16 protein-coding genes are annotated in these 18,383 nt (G+C 66.2%); 12 read left to right on the plus strand and 4 right to left on the minus strand.

Annotation, left to right across the window (positions count from 1 at the left end; genetic code table 11):
* Nucleotides 1–37 precede the first annotated feature (37 nt).
* Nucleotides 38–2,122, minus strand: a complete 2,085-nt coding sequence (locus tag EX88_RS0100325; protein WP_031370038.1) for a M13 family metallopeptidase — start codon at nucleotides 2,120–2,122, stop codon at nucleotides 38–40.
* Between the two features lie 318 nt (nucleotides 2,123–2,440).
* Between EX88_RS0100325 and EX88_RS0100330 the strand changes: the two genes are divergently transcribed.
* The 6 genes from EX88_RS0100330 (at nucleotide 2,441) to EX88_RS0100355 (ending at nucleotide 7,752) form a co-directional block, all read left to right on the plus strand.
* Entirely contained in the window at nucleotides 2,441–3,283 is an 843-nt protein-coding gene (locus EX88_RS0100330) for a class I SAM-dependent methyltransferase (protein WP_031370039.1), read from the plus strand.
* Between the two features lie 555 nt (nucleotides 3,284–3,838).
* Nucleotides 3,839–4,216 carry a helix-turn-helix domain-containing protein gene (locus EX88_RS0100335; RefSeq protein ID WP_152565994.1) on the plus strand — a complete coding sequence of 126 codons (378 nt, stop codon included), beginning with the start codon at nucleotides 3,839–3,841 and terminating at the stop codon, nucleotides 4,214–4,216.
* 246 nt (nucleotides 4,217–4,462) lie between these two features.
* Nucleotides 4,463–4,759 (plus strand): hypothetical protein, encoded by a 297-nt coding sequence (locus tag EX88_RS0100340; RefSeq protein WP_031370041.1) that lies wholly within the window; start codon nucleotides 4,463–4,465, stop codon nucleotides 4,757–4,759.
* Between the two features lie 530 nt (nucleotides 4,760–5,289).
* Nucleotides 5,290–6,321 carry a nuclease-related domain-containing protein gene (locus EX88_RS23315; RefSeq protein WP_036147719.1) on the plus strand — a complete coding sequence of 344 codons (1,032 nt, stop codon included), beginning with the start codon at nucleotides 5,290–5,292 and terminating at the stop codon, nucleotides 6,319–6,321.
* Between the two features lie 12 nt (nucleotides 6,322–6,333).
* Nucleotides 6,334–6,552 carry a hypothetical protein gene (locus EX88_RS0100350; RefSeq protein WP_031370043.1) on the plus strand — a complete coding sequence of 73 codons (219 nt, stop codon included), beginning with the start codon at nucleotides 6,334–6,336 and terminating at the stop codon, nucleotides 6,550–6,552.
* Nucleotides 6,553–6,807: 255 nt separating this feature from the next.
* Nucleotides 6,808–7,752, plus strand: coding sequence for a VOC family protein (locus tag EX88_RS0100355; RefSeq protein ID WP_235186172.1), 945 nt, complete (start codon nucleotides 6,808–6,810; stop codon nucleotides 7,750–7,752).
* A 101-nt stretch (nucleotides 7,753–7,853) separates the two neighbouring features.
* Here EX88_RS0100355 and EX88_RS0100360 read toward each other — a convergent pair whose 3' ends face one another.
* The 3 genes from EX88_RS0100360 to EX88_RS0100375 form a co-directional block, all read right to left on the minus strand.
* A complete protein-coding gene (locus EX88_RS0100360; RefSeq protein ID WP_152565996.1) occupies nucleotides 7,854–8,105 on the minus strand; it encodes a hypothetical protein in 252 nt (83 codons plus the stop codon).
* Between the two features lie 105 nt (nucleotides 8,106–8,210).
* A complete protein-coding gene (locus tag EX88_RS0100370) occupies nucleotides 8,211–8,825 on the minus strand; it encodes a hypothetical protein (RefSeq protein ID WP_152565997.1) in 615 nt (204 codons plus the stop codon).
* Nucleotides 8,815–10,566, minus strand: a complete 1,752-nt coding sequence (locus EX88_RS0100375; RefSeq protein WP_031370047.1) for a hypothetical protein — start codon at nucleotides 10,564–10,566, stop codon at nucleotides 8,815–8,817. The genes EX88_RS0100370 and EX88_RS0100375 overlap by 11 nt, the downstream gene beginning before the upstream one ends.
* 506 nt (nucleotides 10,567–11,072) lie before the next feature.
* Between EX88_RS0100375 and EX88_RS0100380 the strand changes: the two genes are divergently transcribed.
* The 6 genes from EX88_RS0100380 to EX88_RS0100405 all read left to right on the plus strand — a co-directional run bounded on the left by EX88_RS0100380 (nucleotide 11,073) and on the right by EX88_RS0100405 (nucleotide 17,989).
* Nucleotides 11,073–12,014, plus strand: coding sequence for a hypothetical protein (locus EX88_RS0100380; RefSeq protein ID WP_031370048.1), 942 nt, complete (start codon nucleotides 11,073–11,075; stop codon nucleotides 12,012–12,014).
* 237 nt (nucleotides 12,015–12,251) lie between these two features.
* Nucleotides 12,252–13,988 (plus strand): hypothetical protein, encoded by a 1,737-nt coding sequence (locus EX88_RS0100385; protein ID WP_152565998.1) that lies wholly within the window; start codon nucleotides 12,252–12,254, stop codon nucleotides 13,986–13,988.
* Nucleotides 13,989–14,177: 189 nt separating this feature from the next.
* Nucleotides 14,178–16,601 (plus strand): SpoIIE family protein phosphatase, encoded by a 2,424-nt coding sequence (locus EX88_RS0100390; protein WP_081930496.1) that lies wholly within the window; start codon nucleotides 14,178–14,180, stop codon nucleotides 16,599–16,601.
* 28 nt (nucleotides 16,602–16,629) lie between these two features.
* Nucleotides 16,630–17,022, plus strand: a complete 393-nt coding sequence (locus EX88_RS0100395) for an STAS domain-containing protein (protein WP_031370051.1) — start codon at nucleotides 16,630–16,632, stop codon at nucleotides 17,020–17,022.
* A 226-nt stretch (nucleotides 17,023–17,248) separates the two neighbouring features.
* Nucleotides 17,249–17,764, plus strand: a complete 516-nt coding sequence (locus EX88_RS26360; protein ID WP_036147700.1) for a DUF2975 domain-containing protein — start codon at nucleotides 17,249–17,251, stop codon at nucleotides 17,762–17,764.
* A gap of 3 nt (nucleotides 17,765–17,767) precedes the next feature.
* A complete protein-coding gene (locus EX88_RS0100405; protein WP_031370053.1) occupies nucleotides 17,768–17,989 on the plus strand; it encodes a helix-turn-helix domain-containing protein in 222 nt (73 codons plus the stop codon).
* The last annotated feature ends 394 nt before the right edge of the window (nucleotides 17,990–18,383 follow it).

The raw sequence follows: 18,383 nt of genomic DNA on the forward strand, positions 1-18,383 counted from the left end.
TCAGTACTTATCAAATCCGCACTTATCGAATCCGTGCTCACCAGATCCGCACGCGCTTGTCCGGCGCAAGGTACATCGCGTCGCCCGGCTTCACGTCGAACGCGCGATACCACGGATCGAAATTGCGCAGCGGGCCGTTGGCGCGGTACTGCGAAGGCGAATGCGGGTTGGTCTTGATCTGGTTGAGCAGCGCTTCGTCGCGGTACTTGCCCTTCCAGATCTGGCCCCACGACAGGAAGAAACGCTGGTCGCCGCTCAAACCGTCGATGACCGGCGCCGGCTTGCCGCCGAGGCTGAGCTGATAGGCGGTGTAGGCCATCGAGATGCCGCCGACGTCGCCGATGTTCTCGCCCATGGTCAGCGCGCCGTTGACGCACTGGCCCGGCAACGGGCAAAACTCGTTGTACTGGGCGCCGAGGGCCTGGGTGCGCTGCTCGAAACCGGCGCGGTCGGCATCGGTCCACCAGTTGCGCTGGATGCCGGCGTAGTCGGACTTGCTGCCCTGATCGTCGAAGCCGTGGCCCATCTCGTGGCCGATCACCGCGCCGATGCCGCCGTAGTTCACCGCCGGGTCGGCGTTGAGATCGAAGAACGGCGCCTGCAGGATGCCGGCCGGGAACACGATCTCGTTGAAGGTCGAGTTGTAATAGGCGTTGACCGTCTGCGGCGTCATGAACCACTCGTCTCGGTCCGGGCGGGTGCCGATGCGGCGGACCTGGTCGTTACGGCCGTAGCGGCGCAGTTGCATGACATTGGCCATCAGGTCGCCCGGGACGATGGCGACGCTGCCGTAGTCGCGCCACTTGTCCGGATAGCCGACCTTGGGACGGAAGCTGGCAAGCTTGCGGTAGGCCTCGGCCTTGGTGCCCTCGCCCATCCAGTCGATCTTCTCGATATTGCTGCGCAGGGCCTTGCGCAGGTTCTCCACCAAGGTCTGCATCGCGGCCTTGGCCTGCGGCGAGAAATGGCGCTCGACATACAGCTTGCCCATGGCATCGCCGAGGCCGTCGCTGCCGGCGACCGTCGCCACCGCGCGTTTCCAATCGTCGCGCTGGGCCTTCTGGCCGCTCAACACCGTGCCGGTGAAGGCGAACGAGGCATCGTCGATCTCGCGGCTCAGCAGTGGCGCATTGTTGCGCACGGCGTGGAAGCTCAGGTAATCGCGCCACACCGGCAAGGGCGTGGCGGCGATCGCGTCGAGCACCGGCTGCACCGCGCTCGGAGTGATCACGTTGACCCGGTCCAGCGTCGGCATGCCCTGCGCCTTGACCTGTGCGGCCCAGTCGTAACCCGGGTATTGCTTGGCCAGTTCGGCGAAAGTGGCGACGTTATAGGTCTTGTCGCGGTCGCGCAGCTTGGCGCGCTCCCACTGCGGCTTGGCCAGTTCGGTCTCCAGCGCCAGCACCGCCTGTGCGCGCGCCTTCGCATCGCTCACCCCGGCAAAACCGAGCATGCGCTCGATGTGCGCCAGATACGCCGTCCGGATGCCGACGAAGCGCGCGTCCTGGTTGAGGTAGTAGTCGCGGTCCGGCAGGCCGAGGCCGCCGACGCGCAGGCCGACCAGGTACTGGTCCGGGTCCTTGCGGTCCAGGTCGACGCCGAAACGCAGCGGCGCGGTGGTGCCGTCGAGGTCGGTGCTGCCGAAGGCGGCGACCAGCGCGTCCTTCGAGTCGATCGCGGCGATGCGGTCGAGCACCGGCTGCAGCGGGCGGATGCCGGCGGCGTCGCGGGCGGCCCGGTCCATGTAGCTGGCGTAGTAGTCGCGCAGCTTCGATGCGTCGCTGCCCGGCGCCAGATCCTTGCGCTGCTGCAGCGATTCGATGATCGCGTGCACCTGCGCCTCGGACTGGTCGCGCAGCATGTTGAACGAGCCGTACGAGGTCTCGTAGTCCTTCAGCTGATAGGTATCGAGCCAGTGGCCGCTGACATAGCGATTGAAATCGTCGCCGGGCTTGACCTTGGTGTCGCGCGCCGACATGTCGACGCCGAAGCTGCCGAGTCGGGGCTGCCCCTTGCCTGCGGCGCCGGCCGCGGAACTTGCCGTGGAACCGGCGGCGTGGACGGAAGGAATAGCCAGCGCGGCGGCAAGCGCCAGGCCCAGGCTCAAACGTGAAGGCTTCATATGCGGTCCCCGCTGGAAAGGCCGCAGCCTAGCGCAGCCCGGCCGGCCTGTCGTAGGCCGATGGTTTGGGGGGCGCAGTCATCAGCCAGGATTGGCACAGATGGCCGTGATGGCCGCCGGCATAAGTCCTGGCGTCACGGGTTTCCAGCCTATCCGGCCTGATCGCGGCCTGGTCCGGTCCCCGCGACCGAACCCGAGGCCTGGCGGTTCTTTTGGCCGCGATCGGCCTGCCGCGCTATCGTTCCGTCCCACGCTTGGGCGCATCCCCGCTTCGTCGCCTGCGCGCCTGCCGATCACTGCCCCAAGGAAACACCTGCCGTGCCGCACTACTCCGGTCCCCTGCTTACCCGCCCCGACGCCGAAACACTGCTGGCCGCGCGCGCCGCCGGCACCGGCGCCTGGACCGGCTCGTTGGATCTGGGGCGTTCGACCGGCGAGGCGCGACTGGAAGCGGAAGCCTGGATCTGGCGCGATCAGCGCTATCGGTATCCGTCCAAGCTCAAGGACCGCACGATCTACCATTGGGACGGCGACGACTTCGCGCCGGTGTCGCGCTTCTCCGGCTCGCTGATCAAGCTGGTGCCGACCGAATGGGGTGCGCCGACCTTCGAGATCGACGGCATCAAGATGCTGCCCACCTCGAAGGCATCGCCGATCGACGATGCGCAGCGCAAGGTCGCCTTGGTCGAACCGCGCGGCAAGGTCGTGCTGGACACCTGCGGCGGCCTGGGCTATTTCGCCGCCTGCTGCCTCGAAGCCGGCGCTGCCCAGATCCATTCGTTCGAGAAGAACGAAGACGTACTGTGGCTGCGCACCCTCAACCCGTGGTCGCCCGACCCGGACGCAGCCGCCAGCGGCGGCCGCCTGCGAGTGACCCATGCCGACGTCTCGCAGGCCATCGCGCGGATCGCCGATGCCTCGGTCGACGCCCTGCTCCACGACCCGCCGCGATTCGGCATCGCCGGCGAGCTGTACTCGCAAACGTTCTACGATCATCTGGCGCGGGTGCTGCGCCGCGGTGGACGCCTGTTCCATTACACCGGCAGCCCGAACAAACTCACCAGCGGCCGCGATGTACCGCGCGAAGTGGCCAAGCGGCTCGACAAGGCCGGGTTCAAGGCCGAACTGGCGCTGGACGGTGTACTGGGCATTCGACGCTGAACCGAACACCGCGACCGAACCGATCGGACCTCAGTCGCGACCGCCGTCCGCACCTAGCGCGGCGGACAGACCGCTGCCGCAATGGCATCCAATTGCATCGTTCATCGACCGCGCCGACTCGACGCGCAGCGACGCCATGTGCGTCGGCCGATCCTTTCTACTTCGCTAACGCTGACTAACCTTGGCTAACGGCCGATCAACTCGCTGCGTGGTCATCGACCCGGCTCATCGCCCGTCAATCGGCTGAGCGAGCGAATTTCATCGCGATTTCCCGGCCTGCGGACCTTCCCGTTTCCTGCCGAACCTCGGCAACTCGCGAATCCCGATTCGCGGACCAACAGCCGTCTCACAAGAAACGCGCAGCAAAACAGCAGGATACGAACCGGCAGGTTTCCGAAAGGCGGGCCGCAGCTCTCGCCGTCAAGGTGATCGCCGACGCATCGCAATCCATTCCGCCTCTCGATCCGCCGTTGTTCGGACGGGTGTCGAGGAGAAGGAGCGGCGATGCGAGGCCGCTCGGACGCGGTCACACCCCATACCCGCGAGGATTGTTCAATGGACTACTTCATCCTGCCCGACCCCATCGCAGACAACGAGTTCGACTCGCCATCGGCCCTCGCGCTTGCCTTGTCCGGGAACGACGATGCCGCCGCTGCGGACCACGCGAAGCCGCTGCTGGACCGGGGACAGGTCGTTCTCGACAACGAACTGCTGCGTCGGCTACGGCAAAGCCGCCTGTTGAGCCAACAGGACCTCGCCGACGACTGTTGGCGGCGCAACATCCGCGTGTCCATCGCCACGATAAAACGGGCCGAATCCGGCCGCGCCGTGCGTTTCCGCATCGCTCACGAGCTGGCCCGCTGCTTCGACGTGCCGGTCATGCGGATCGTTCGCGCCGCGCCGATCGCACTCGCAGGAAGCGACGGCCAGTAAGGCGCCCTGCTTCCGCAGGAACGCGATGGAACTGATACCTGCGTGAGCCGTTATTGAAACCATTTCGACGAGTGCCTTCACGAATACTGCGGTTGCAGCGTTTGTTCGCGCGGAGGTGACGATGCATGGCACCTCCCTCCGAATCGCACAGGGGGAACGCAATACCTGACGACCAACCGCCGCAGACAAGCGAACACCGTTTCATTCACTCCGCAACATCACTCACACCGGAAAGGGAATATCCACATGGCAACCGCGATCAAAGTAAGCGCCTGCGACAACGAACTCTACATCGTCGCATCGACCGGAGCCGGCACCTCCGAGATCCTCCATATCACCTCCGGCTACAACGACCCGGTGAGCTACGCCGTCAACCTGAACTCGATCCTGCCGCCCGGCAAGTACGACCTGACCATGGTCGGCATCAACTGGGGCGGCCCGGCGAAGTTCGCCGTCACCGTCGGCACCACGCCGTACACCTACAACAACGCCAGCGCACCGGTCGGCGCGGTTTGGACGCAGACGGTGTCGGTCACGGTCTAAACCGTTGATCGGGTAATCCTGAGGACGCAATGGGGTCTGCCACGGATATCGGCAGGCCGCATTGCGTCCACACGGATGATTGACGCAAGAAGCGACGCGTTCAGGACAGCATCGCGGCGATGACATACAGGGAGGCTCTGCTCTATCCCAGCGCAATGGCTCGCTCTTTCGAACCGTACGAGGGAAGCTTCCATCTGCCGCGCCCCGATTTTCGTGACGGGCGTCGGCCAAATTCAGCTGCAGTCGAAAGCACCTGTGAAAAAAGTCCGCCCCACTTGCTAATGTGGCCCCTCGCAAGGAGGCGCCATGCAAGCGACGACAACGGAAGCGTCGGCAACAGCCGCTGGATGCCAGCATATCCCGCCGCGACGGCTCGCCCTCGGAACCGGCCACCGACTCGCTTCTCGGCAAGCTATCGGCCCGCGTTCTTCATACTCCGAGCACTGCCTGTCGGATCGGGCAGAAATAGCCTCCTGGGCTTCGCTTGGGCACGATACGCGGCTATGCTCCGGCGACAGGAGGATGCCCGCGTGCTGATCAAAACCATGGACGACCCGTCAGCCTTGCTCAAGGAGCTTGAGCTTCGTGCCGCCGGCGCCGGCCCGGCGGCCAAGCATGCCGCAACCGAATTGCGGATTCGCAAGGCGGGCCTGAAGGGCGAATCGGAATCGGCTTACCTCATCGACTTTCATTTCGCTCGATCGCCCAACTGGGCCGTCATCCACGACCTGCGCCTGGAACATCGCGGGCGGACCGCGCAAATCGACCACCTGCTGATCAATCGGTGGCTCGACCTCTATGTACTCGAATCGAAGCATTTCCATGCGGGGCTGAAGATCACCGAGGACGGCGAGTTCCTGCGTTGGGACAGCTACCGAAAAGCCTATGCCGGCATGGCTTCTCCGCTGGAGCAGAACGAGCGGCATATCGAAGTACTGCGCGATGTTTGCGGAACCATCGAATGGCCGCAACGATTCGGTCTGCGCATATCGCCGGCTTTCCATTCGCTCATCCTGATCGCGCCCGAAGCGCGTATCGATCGGTCCAAACGCTTCGATTCGTCTCGCGTCATCAAGGCCGACGTACTCAAGAAGCGGATCTGGAAAGACATCGAGACGGAGAATCCCTTGTTCGGCCTGCTTAAGACGACGGCCAAGATCGTATCCGGCGAGACCGTCGAATTCGTCGCCCGCCAGTTGGCGACCCTGCACCGGCCTGGCGAACGCAAGCGCGAGGCCACGCCGACCGCGAGCGTCGCGCCGCCACCGGCCGAGCCACGAATCGAGCCCGTGTTCGCACCGCCGCCGGTTACTGCGGTAACCGCGGTTACCGCCGCCGAGGCAAGCGCTTGCGTGTGCAAGACCTGCAGCGAGAAGGCCGGAGAAATCCTCTACGGAAAGTTCGGCTACTACTTCAAGTGCGAGGCCTGTGGCGGCAACACCGCGATTCGCTTCACTTGCGAGCCCGGACACAAGCCGCGCCTGCGCAAGGACGGCTCGGCGTTCTATCGCGAATGCGCCGATTGCCGCAGCAGCTCGCTCTACCATCGCAACCGGGCCTGAGGCGAAACGATCATGTTGTTCGTGACCCTGCCCGTGGTGCTGTATCAGCTGTTGTTCGTCCTGATCATGTACATCGCCAGCCGCTACGGTCCCAAGACGATGATCGCGACCTTGGCGGCCTGCTTGATCTGGACCGCTACCCACCTGTTCTTCCCGCCGCTGGCCGTGCTGCAGAGTGTCGTCATCATCGGCAGCTATCTGTGGTTCCGACGGAAACGCGACTCCGTTTAGCCGACGCCCTGCCCCCGTCCGGGCGACCCGCGGGCCCTGCTCGCCCACTGTCCGCCGCCCGCTGGCAGGGGTCGAAAAATCATCCGCCCATGCCCGGCATCGGCCGTCCGTGCTCGCCTCGAGACCGTCCGTGCTCGCATCCTGCCCGCCATCGCACTGTTGGTACGGAGGTTGGGAATGAGGTTGAAGCAAAGCAAGAGCACGACACGCACGTTCGTCCTGTGCTCGGCCCTGGTCCTGGGTATCGCGTCATCGGTGGCGACCGCAGCCGAATCGGTCGGAAACACCACCGAGATCGACCACGCCCTGTTGTGGGGACGCGACATCGATCAGATCAGCGCGGTCATGGCGGTCAAGCTCGGATTCCAGGTCAGGCCGGGGCGCAGTGCCGCAGGCGTGGCCAATCGCTATGTGCGGATGGCCGATCGCAGCTATCTGGAGTTGTTCGGGATCCTACGGGCGGATGCCGAGTTGGACCCGGGCATGCAGGCCGACCAGGCCTCGCTGCGCGGTGGCGCGGGCTCGCGGACCTTCGGCCTGCGCTCGTCGATCCTCGACCAGGCACATAAATTCCTGCAGCAACAGGCGTTCGTGCCGACGCCGATCTTCACCGCCTCGCTCACCGATCCCGATGGCGACGGCCCGGCCAGGCCGCCGCGCTGGCGCTTGTTCGCATTCGAACCGCAACCGCTGTCCAGCCACCTGTTCTTCATCGATTACGCCGCGCTGGATGCCACCCCAGGGCGCGTCTCCGACGAGCGCATCGCACCGCAGCACCCGAACGGTGCCCAGGCAGTGACTGGGTTATGGCTGCTCTCCTCGGACGCCGACGCGGATCGCAGACAGTTCGAGCGGATGGGCCTCGCCGGCGCTACGCCAGTGCGCATTCCGCAGATAGCGGCGCAAGGCTACTGCGTGCCGATGGGCGAGAAGCGAGTGCTCGCCCTGCAACCCGACGGCCCCGGCGTGGCTGCGCAGGCGCTGCACAGCGGCGGTCGCCAGATACTCGGCCTCAGCATCGCCGTGGCCGATATCGGGCTGGCGAAAAGGCGAGTCGAGCGCGGATACGAAACCGAACTCGCAAGCTACCGTGGGCTACTCGGCGAGGCCTTCCTGGCGCCGACCCAAAGCGACCTGGGGCTGCTGATCGAGTTTCATGCGTCGTCGCAGGCTGTTGCCTGCGCGAAGGCCCCCGGCTGAAGACTCCGGTCACAAACCGTCGGGTTCACATCGCCGAGGCCTGCGCGCACATCTTCCGGCGAATGGCCTCGGCGACTGAACCTGCCCTCGCTCTCGATCGATCACGGCACCTCGCAGCGCCAGATCGAATCCGCGAGCCACAAGTTGGCCCGGGTGATGTGGTTGTAGATCTCTTCCAGCGGCGTGCCGGCCTGGGCCGTGCACTTGGCGACGGCATCGGCGCGGGCGTATTCCAGCGCGATGCCGGGGTCGTAGCTCTGGCCGTGCCCGTTGACGGTGACGATGCCGGCGACCGCCACGCCGGAAACGGACAAGCACAATGCCGATGCGACGAAGATGCAGGATCGCTTCATGCTCATGCTCCCGATACGAACTAGGACGCACGCATTCGACCCGTGCCTTGGGCAGGCGACCGTGAAGATCGAGTAAGCGGAACGTAAAGCACGGAGCGCCAACCGCTAAGCCTGCGCCAGGTACTTCAACCGCATGACCTCGACGGCGGATTCATCGAGCGCCTTGAGAGTGCCGTCGATCTCGGCATCGCCGAGCGGGAACACCGAATCGCGCTGCACGCTGAGCAAGGCGCGGGCCAGGCTCGCGCGCGCTTCGACCAGCCTGGGCAGCACCTCCACTGCCGAATATTTCTCGCCGTTCTCGCTGCGCTCGAAATGATCGGCGAACACGGTCAACAGGCCGCCGAGCATCGCGATTGTGGAGCCTGCGACGGCGACGCCCTCTTTCGACCATCCCAGTTGTCCGGCCAGAAGCGCCACCACCGCACCGGCCGCGCCGGCGATCGCCGCAACCAGGCCGCCTGCGAGCCGCAAGCGTGCGATGCGCCGGCTGCGATGGCGCAAGGCTTGAATCAGGCCTTCGATATCGGGTTGGAGCCGCGCTGCGGCCTCGCCTATCAATGCGAGCCGGGCTGCGCGCGAGGTCGGTGCGACATCGTCTTCACCCAGGACCAGATCGGTGGAGAACAAGGCGTGGGCATCGGGGAAGGCCTGCTTGAGCGCATCGACCCGCTCGGGGCTGACACGCTTCAGGTAGGAAACGACAGAGTTACTTCTCATGATCGAACCCGAAGTAGTGTTGGAATAAGGCTTGCAGGCCGAAGAACACGAAGGCCCCCACCAGCAGCAGCACGAACATCAGCACAACCGGCCATAGCAGTACCGCGTAGCAGATCAGCCCCACCAGCATCGCGACGCCACCTGTCCACACGACGGCCTGTCGGCCGACATATTCGACCCGCGAGATCAGTCCTTTGCGCGGCACGAGATTCGCCCGCAGCCATTCCCAGCCATTGAGCGCCGCGAACAGCGCGAAACCGCATAGCAGGAACTTCCAGGGCGCTTCACGCACTGCGGTGCGTAACCCACCGGCCACGCCCTTGTCCAGAACCGGCCGGCTTTCCTGCTCCCATTGCTGGAAGTAGCCGGCGAAGTCTTCATCGGGTTGCGTGGCACCACCAGGAATACGGATCACGCTGATGGCCTCGCCCAGCCCCTGCAACTCGGTGACCGCTGCGACCGTGACTTCCAGATACTCGGCCGAATGCCCGGCATCCAGCGCGAGTTTTCCGATACCGTCGAACGCTGCGAACAGCTCGCCGACGGCCATCGGCCGATCCGGAATCGCCTGCAGCAGCTTGGACACCTGGCTGACGCTGATCGGATGGGTGAAGCCGAAGTACGCGCCTTCGTTGGCCGAACTGCAGCCGATGGGCATCAGCAGCACGCCTTGCTCGGCGGAACGTTGCAACAGGCCCGGCAGATCCAACGCCAGCGGTTCGCGCCCCGGCCCACGATCCATGACGAAATGCCGGTTCTCCATATGGCCGACCAGGACCAGGGTCTTGCCCTTGAATTCGGACAGCAATCGGTCGACGTCGGCATGTTCGAGTAAGCGCGAACCGCGCTTCGACGTGACCCAGCCGGCATCCAACGCGGCGATGGCGTCGTGGGCGACCACTCTGTCGAGAAAATAGACGACCTCGGGAACGCCGCCGGGCAACGGTTGTTCCAATGCTTTGAGCGCCCGCCAGGTCGATTCGATCTGCGGCGAACGCAACTGCCACTGCTCCAGCTCAAGCTTCGACAGGACCGGGCTGTTGCGAATGTAGGCGCTCAAGGCCTGTTGGCGGTAGCCGAGTTCGTGCTCGCTCAGTTTGCCGGGAGCGGCGAACTCGATGTCCGGCAAATACGACATGCGCTCGGATCTGGCCGCGTCGCCGTCGAGCAGAGCGAACTGCTCTCGCAGCAACGTCCGTTCGGCCTGCATGGAATCCCGCCACGCATCCACGATGCGAGAAGGCATCTTGTCCAAGCTCGCGTCCGCCTGCCGCTTCCTGGCGAAGGCCAGCAACTGCTTCGCGTCGGTGGGGCGCAGCTTCGACACCCATTCGGCGTTGTGGGCGTCGATGCGCCGTTCTACCTCGGCCAGATACTGCCTGCGTGCCGCCGCGGCTTCCATCGGACCCACAGCTCCTGGCGATGCGGTCCGCAGCGACAGGCCGGCGCCGTGCAGCCCGCTGAGATGCGCCTGCAACTCGTTGGGAGAGAGGCCGTTGATCCATTCCCTGGCCCCCCTGAGCGTGCCGGTGGCGAGTTCCTTGTCGGTCGCCGCTGCATCTTGCTGGAACCTGTGCTCCACTTGGGCACGCTCGGACGCTTGCCGTTGTCGCTGCGCTTCGAGGGTCTCGATGTGGGCCTTGCCGGGTTCGACGCGCGAAGAGGAGCGGCCGCGCTGCGCACTGGCGTTTGCCGCACAGACCGTCAGAACCAGGCACAGCGCGAGCGCCGACCAAGGCATAGCGAGATTCCCCTTTCCTGCCGAGTCTGCGCCTGCGCATCAGCCGCGCGCGTAGTCCGCCCTTTCTCCACAACGCAGCAACGCGAATACAACGGCCATCGAATGCTTCAACGTGGCGGTCAGTGTTCAAGCGGTGCTCGAAGGCTCCGCTTCACCCAGCCCTGAACCTTGCGAAAGCACATTCAACGGCCAGGAAAGGAAGGTCGGCAAACAGCCCGCATCCAGTCTTTGCTGCAGCTAGTCTCTCTCTCCCGCATGCGCGGGAGAGGGCCGGAGCGAGGGCCCGCGAATTCATCGATCGCGAGACGGTCCGTCCCCGCCCGGTTTTTATTTGTAAGCCTGCGAGCGAACTTGCGGCGACGCTCCATCCGCCATGACCTTGCGCACTGTCCGTTCCCGGCACGATTTCGTTCTCTTTGACTCGCCGATTCCGACTGCCCATCCATCGATGCAACGCAGCCGTGCCGGCATTCGCCTCATCACGCCACGCTCCAAAGGACCCCGAGATGCATCGTCGCGACTTGCTCCGCCTCGCCGCCCTATCGCCCCTGCTCGCCGCTGCTGGCGGAGCCATCGCCGCCGAGGCCCCGGGCCCGATCGACCTGATGCCGAAGTTCTGGCAGGCCTACGACGAAACGCGAGACGCAGACGACCGTGCACGAGCGCTCGCCGCGACGTTTTTCAGCGAACACGCCGAGGTCTACGCCGGAGCCGGCCTGAAGCCGACGCCCGAACGCTTGGGCAAGTGGCTGCCGGATTTCGACGCTATGGCCGGCCAAGTGCGCAAGCTCAGCGCCGGCTTCGGCCACCACTACCGACGCCACGTCCGGCACTTCCAGGTCGAGTTCCCCGACTTCCGCCGCGAGCGCGCGCCGATCTATCTGATGCCGTCGCTGTTCGGCTTCGACGGCCATCTGCGGCCGTGGCAGGACAAACTGCCCTTGTTCATCGGCATCGACGGCATCGTCCGCTACCACGGCGCCGACGCGAACCTGTCGGTGTTCCTCGACCATGAGTCCTTCCACCTCTATCACGCGCAGGTGTTGCCCGACCTGATCGTCGACGACGACCCGCCGGTGTACGGTTCGCTATGGAGCGAAGGCATCGCGACCTACGTCAGCGAACGCCTCAACCCCGACGCGAGCTTGCTGCAGGTGCTGCTCGACGACCGCAAGCTCGCCCAGGCCGACGCCGCGACCGTGCGCGATCTCGCCGCCGGATTGTTGAAGGTGCTGGACTCTGTCGCCCCCGACGATTCCAACCGCTACTTCAGTGCCGGCCATAAGGGCCCGGAGCCCGCACGTGGCGGCTACCTGGTTGGCCTGATCCTTGCGCGCAGGATCGGCCGCGACCTGCCCTTGGCGCAGCTGCCGCAAGTTCCGACACCGAAGGTCCGCTTGTTGCTGGAACAACACTTGGCGGAACTGGCGCAGGGCGCAGCGGCATGACGGCCGACGTCGCCGTTCGTCGCCTGCCCGCTCCATTGTCCTTCTCCCTGACCCGGTCTTAATGCGCGTCCTGCTTTAATCCCCGGGTTCCAACTGGCCTGTCGCTGCGTCTGGGGATCGGAAAGCAGCGAGGGGCCATTGCCGTCCCCACCCGGGGCCGCGACGCTGGCCGCCGTGCCCGCCCTGGCCGAAGTCCACCACGGCTGTCGCGCTCCTGCGCGTATTCCGGGAGGCCCCATGTACCTGCCGCTGCCCGCGTTCCGCCCCCTCGTCCTGTCCTGCGCCGTCGCCTCGCTGGCGCTCGCTTTACTGACGGTCTCCTCCTGCCGCAACACCGGCCCGACCGCCGACAACCCGCCGGCCTCGGAGCCGGCGGTGTCGCCGCCGCAGTTGGCCATGGTCGGCGCGCATTTGCTCGACGGCCTGGGCGACTATCGCTTCCCGGTCACCAGCCGGCACCCCGAGGTGCAGCGCTGGTTCGACCAGGGCCTGATGCTGACCTACGGCTTCAACCACGACGCCGCCGAACGCTCCTTCCTCAAGGCCACCGAACTCGACCCCGATTGCGCCATGTGCTGGTGGGGCGCGGCGTTGGTGCTCGGCCCGCACGTCAACGCAGCGATGGACCCGAAGGAAAACGGCGACGCCTGGACCCGGCTGCAGCGCGCACAGGCGCTGGCGCCGAAGGCCAGCGAACGCGAACGCGCCTTCATCCAGGCATTGGCGGCGCGCTATGCGCAAAACCCGCCGGCCGATCGCAAACCGCTCGACCTGGCCTATGCCGAAGCCACCCGCAAGCTCGTGCAACAGCGCCCCGACGACCTCGACGCCGCAACCTTCCACGCCGAAGCGCTGATGGACCTGCAACCCTGGGACTACTACGACGAGAAGCAGCGGCCCAAGGGCGGCACCGCCGAAGTCGTGTCGACCCTGGAATCGGTGATGGCGCGCAACCCCGATCACGCCGGCGCCCTGCATCTGTACGTGCATGCCGTCGAGGCCTCGTCCGCGCCCGAGCGCGGCGCGGCCGCGGCCGACCGCCTGCGCGAACTGATCCCCGGCTCCGGCCATCTGGTGCACATGCCCGCGCACATCTATTCGCGGGTCGGGCGCTGGCACGACGCGGTGATCGCCAACCAACGCGCGATCGAAGCCGACGACGCCTATCTCGAGCTGTGCCGCGGCAACACCCAGGGCGTGTATCCGCTCGGCTACGTGCCGCACAACCACCACTTCCTGTGGTTCGCCGCCAGCATGGAAGGCAGCAGCGCGGTCGCGCACGCGGCGGCGAAAACCACCGCCGAGCGCACCAACCTGCAGGACCTCATGCGCAAGGACGGCTTCGCGGTCTTGCAGCACTACTGGATGACGCCCTGGTTCGAACGCGTGCGCTTCGGCCGCTGGGAGGAAATCGCCAAGGCGCCGAACCCGGCTCCGGACCTGCCTTACGTCACCGCGATCTGGCACTACACCCAGGCCATGGCCGCGGTGCGGCAGCGCCGCCTGGCCGATGCGCAGCGCCATCTGGAAGCCCTGCGCCCGCTCGCCGCCGATCCGGCGATGGAAAAGCTGACCGTGTGGAATCGCTACCCGCTGTCGCACGCGGCGCGCATCGCCGAACGCGTGGTCACCGCGGAGATTGCCGCGGCGCGCGGCAAGCACGAAGTCGCCGTGGCGGCGTTGCGCGAGGCGATGGCGATCGAGGACCGCATTCCCTACGACGAGCCCCCGGGCTGGCACGCGCCGGTGCGGCAGACGCTGGGTGCGGTGCTGCTCGACGCCCGGCGCCCGGCCGAGGCCGAACGCGTCTATCGCGAAGAGCTGCAGCGCAACCCCGGCAACGGCTGGTCGCTGTACGGGCTGGCCGAAAGCCTGCGCGCGCAGAACAAGAACGCCGAGGCCACCGACACCCAGCGCGAGTTCGCCCAGGCCTGGCGCAACGCCGACGTGCGGCTGACGGCGTCGAGGATGTAGACGGCGCCGAGGTAAACGAGACAGATATAAACCAGACCGATACAGGCGACGAGACCGGCCCCAACCCGCCGCTGCCGGCCGCTCGCACTAGCCCCGGCCGGCCGTTGCGGGCCGCCGGGGACAGTGCGCGCCGCCCCCTTTTTCGGCTGCGGCTGGGGCTATGCTCGCCCTGTCCTCTGGGAGTCGCCGATGGACCGGACTGAGTCGATTACCGCTCCGACCCCACCGCGCGTGATCGCGCGCGACGCTCATCCGCCGGTGTCGTGGCGCGACAGTCTGCGCACCAAGCTGATGCTGTGGTTCGGCGTGTTGGTCGGGGTGCTGCTGCTGATCGGCTTCGTCGTCGCCTTCCTGATCGCGCGCCAGCAGATCATCGCCGGTGCGCAGGAGCGGACCCGTTACGAAGCCGCCCAGACTGCCGACCGCCTGCTCGCTTCGATGGAATCGGTGCGCATCACCGGTGCGGCCATAATCGGTCTGTTCAACAGCCTTGCGCTGGACCGCGAGGCGACGATCAAGGCGATGGAAGCCCTGCTGGACGCCGATGCCAGTGCCGTCGGCGGCTTGATCGCGCTCGAATCCGGTGTGCTGCCCGACGGCTTGCCGATGGCCTACTACGTCGGCGTCGACCGCCGCGGCGTGGCCAATCGCGACCTCATCGCCATCGGCTACGACGCGCACCGACAGCCCTGGTATCGGCGCACGCTCGCCGCCGACGCGCCCTGGTGGTCCGAGCCCTACTTCAACGAAACCGCCGGCGGCCACTGGATGAGCACTTTGAACCTGCCGCTGCGCGGGCCGGACGGCCGGCGCCTGGGCATGGTCAGCCTGGACGTGCCGATCGCGCGCTGGGCCGAACTGGTCGAACCGCTGCATCACATCCACGGCCAACGTCCGGCGCTGTTCGCGCCCAAGGGCACGATCACCCTGCATGCCGACCCGAACATCGCCCTGAAGACCACGCTCGAACGCTACATGGCCGCGGCCGAGCGCACCGACCTGACCGAGATGGCCGCGGCGCAAGCGCGGGGACGCCGGTTCGAGTTCACCCATGTGCTGCCGACCACCCGCGAAACGCGGTTCTCGGTGCTGGAACCCATCGGCGACACCGGTTGGGGCCTGCAAGTGTCGATGTCGCACAAACCGCTGCTGGCCGCGCTCAAGCGCACCATCGCCCAGCTTGCCGTCATCGTAACGCTGGTTTCGTTGATGATTACCCTGCTGGTGCGCCGGATGGCCGCGCGGATCACCACGCCGCTGAGCGACCTGACCGGTTCGGCCAGCCATTTCGCCGCCGGCGAATTCGACTACCCCTTGCACCAGACCGAGCGCCGCGACGAAGTCGGGGTGATGGCGCGCGCCTTCGACAACGCACGCGGCTCGATCAAGCGCCAGATCGTCGAAATCCAAGACATGAGCACGGCGCGGCAGAAGCTCGAAAGCGAGCTCGACATCGCCCGCGAGATCCAACTGGCGATGCTGCCCGGCGCGCGCGTGCTCGGCGCCGACGAGTGGCGCCTGCAGGCGAATGCGCGGCTGGAACCGGCCAAGGCCGTCGGCGGCGACTTCTACAGTTTCTTCGAGCGCGACACCCACACGCTGTGGTTCGCGATCGGCGACGTCTCCGACAAGGGCGTGCCGGCGGCCTTATTCATGGCCCGCACCATGACCGTGCTGGAGATCGCCGCCGGCCGCGGCGGTTCGCCCGAAATCGCCCTGCAGGAAGCCGCGCAACGCCTGCTCGAAGGCAACGACACCTGCATGTTCGCCACCGTGCTGTGCGGCCTGATCGACGCGCGCAGCGGCGAGCTCGCCTTGGCCAGCGCAGGCCACGAACCGCCGGTGTTGTTGCGCGCCGACGGCAGCGCGGAATTCGTCGACTTACCCTCGGGACCGCCGTTGGGAGTAGTGGCCGGCGAACACTATCCGATCTGGCGCGGCCGCCTGCGCAACGGCGAAGCCCTGGTGGCCTATACCGACGGCATCACCGAAGCCTTCGACGCCCATCAACAAGCCTTCGGCGGCGAGCGCCTGTTGGCGGCCCTGCGCGGCGGCACCGACGCGAGCACCTTGTGCAGCGCCCTGGTCGCCGAGGTGCATCGTTTCGCCGCCGATGCGCCGCAGTCGGACGACATCACCGTGCTGTCCCTGCACTGGACCGGCAACGACCACGCCCCGCCGGACCAGCGCGAGATACAGCGGTTCCGCGCACCGCAGGATCGCGCCCGGCTTGCGGAATTGTTCGCGGCCGTGGACGAAGCCTTGGTCCAGGCCCGCGTCGACAGCGCGCTGATCGGCGACGTGCGGCTCATCACCGAGGAGGTCATGTGCAATGCCATCGACTACGGCACCGAGCCCGGCGTCGAGCACGACGTCAGCCTCGAACTCGCGATCGAGCCCGGCCGCATCGAGCTGCGCTTCCGCGACGACGGCACGCCGTTCGACCCGCTGTCGCAAGCCGAACCCGACCTCGATGCCGACATCGACGAGCGCCCGCTCGGCGGCCTCGGCCTGCATCTGATCCGCACCCTCGCCGACCAGGCCACCTACGTACGCGAGGACCGCTACAACGTGCTGCACATCGTGCTGCTACGACCCACTGCCGGCGACTGATGCCGACATCTCGAACCTGGAGCCACGCATGGACCTGACCATCCGGATCGACCCAGCCACCGCCCACAGCCAGCGCGTCTACCTCGCCGGCCGCCTGGACACCTCCAGCTATGCCGAACTCGACCGCCAACTGGGGCCGGTGCTCGCCGCCAGCGTGCCCTCGCTCGTACTCGATCTCGCCGACCTGGAATACATCAGCTCCGCCGGCATCCGCTCGATCTTCCGTGCGCGCAAAGCCTTGTCGGCCCGCGGCGGCAAGGTGGTGGTCGTCAACCCGCAACCGCAGATCCAGAAAGTATTCGACCTGGTCAAGGCGGTACCGATGAACGAAATCTTCAGCAGCGTCGCCGAAGCCGATGCCTATCTCGACGCGATGCAGCGCAAGGTGCTGGCCAGGGGCGAGGACGCCGACGACGATTGAGCGGCTGAAACCGGAACGGCGGCGCCGCGGGGGCAAGGCCGGCGCCGGACTGCACAAGCTATCCGCAGTACTTGGCCCTGCCCCTGCCCCTGACCCTGGCCCGGCGAGCCGGCCATGCCGTACCCCCAGACCGAAGGGAGGCCCGACAGGCCTGCTCCGGGGCACTTGCATATCGTTTTTCGATATATTATATATCGCTTACCGATATGACAGAGGCAGCCGTCCCATGACCCGCCCTCCGAACGCCCTCATCCTGGCCCGCCCGTTGATCCGCGGCCTGATCGTCCTCAACGCCCTCTACGCCTTCGCCATCGCCGCGCTGCTGATCGCGACCTGGGTCAACCCGAAGCTGTTATTCGAGGCCCTCGGCCTGGCCTACGAGCATCTGTACAACGCCCTGCGCGCCGTCGTGCTGATCGGCATCCTCGCCGCCTACCTCACCCATCGCGTGCTGCGCGCGTTGCTGGCGATCGTGGACAGCGTGCGCGACGGCGATCCCTTCATCGCCGACAACAGCCGCCGCCTGCAGGCCATCGCCTGGTGGGTCCTGGCCGGCGAAGGCCTGCGCCTGCTGATCGGCGCCATCGTCTACGGCGCCTCGAAAGCCGCGCCGGCGCTGAAGATCGACATCGACGTCGGCTTCTCGTTCGCCCCGTGGCTGGCGGTGCTGCTGCTGTTCGTGCTCGCCCGCGTATTCGAACAAGGCGCCCGCATGCGCAGCGACCTCGAAGGCACGGTGTAAGCCATGGCCATCGTGATCCGTCTCGACGAAAAACTGCACGAACGCCGCATGACCCTGACCGAACTGTCCGAGCGCGTCGACATCACCCTGGCCAACCTGTCGATCCTCAAGACCGGCAAGGCCAAGGCGATCCGCTTCTCCACCCTGGAAGCGATCTGCAGCGTACTCGACTGCCAACCCGGCGATTTGCTCGCTTTTGATCCGACGCAGCCGATGCAGGAGTGAAGGCCGGCGCGGACCAACATGGCGCTGAAGTCTATGGATCCCCGCCTTCGCGACGCTCGGTCGAAGCCCTGTAGGAGCGGCGTGAGCCGCGACCAAGGGACGCGTAGAGGGCGCATCGCTGACGTGATCGATCGAAGCCGCGAGCTATCGCGGGGTAGGAGCGGCGTCCTACTGGGTTTCCTTCGGTCACAAGCCGCAATCGCGGGATGCGCACAGATAGCAACGCCGGTGCTATGCATCGAATCGACGTGCTTTCGCGGGGGTAGGAGCGGCGCAAGCCGCGACCGTGCAGTTGGCGATCGCTGCGCTTCTTACCGCAGAGCTGTGGGGCAAGATCTAAAGCTTCCGCCCGCTAACGCGGCCGGGTTACTTTCTTTTGCTAAGCCCAAAAGAA

The sequence above is a fragment of the Lysobacter antibioticus genome (genome assembly GCF_000731095.1).
Taxonomy (GTDB): domain Bacteria; phylum Pseudomonadota; class Gammaproteobacteria; order Xanthomonadales; family Xanthomonadaceae; genus Lysobacter; species Lysobacter antibioticus_B.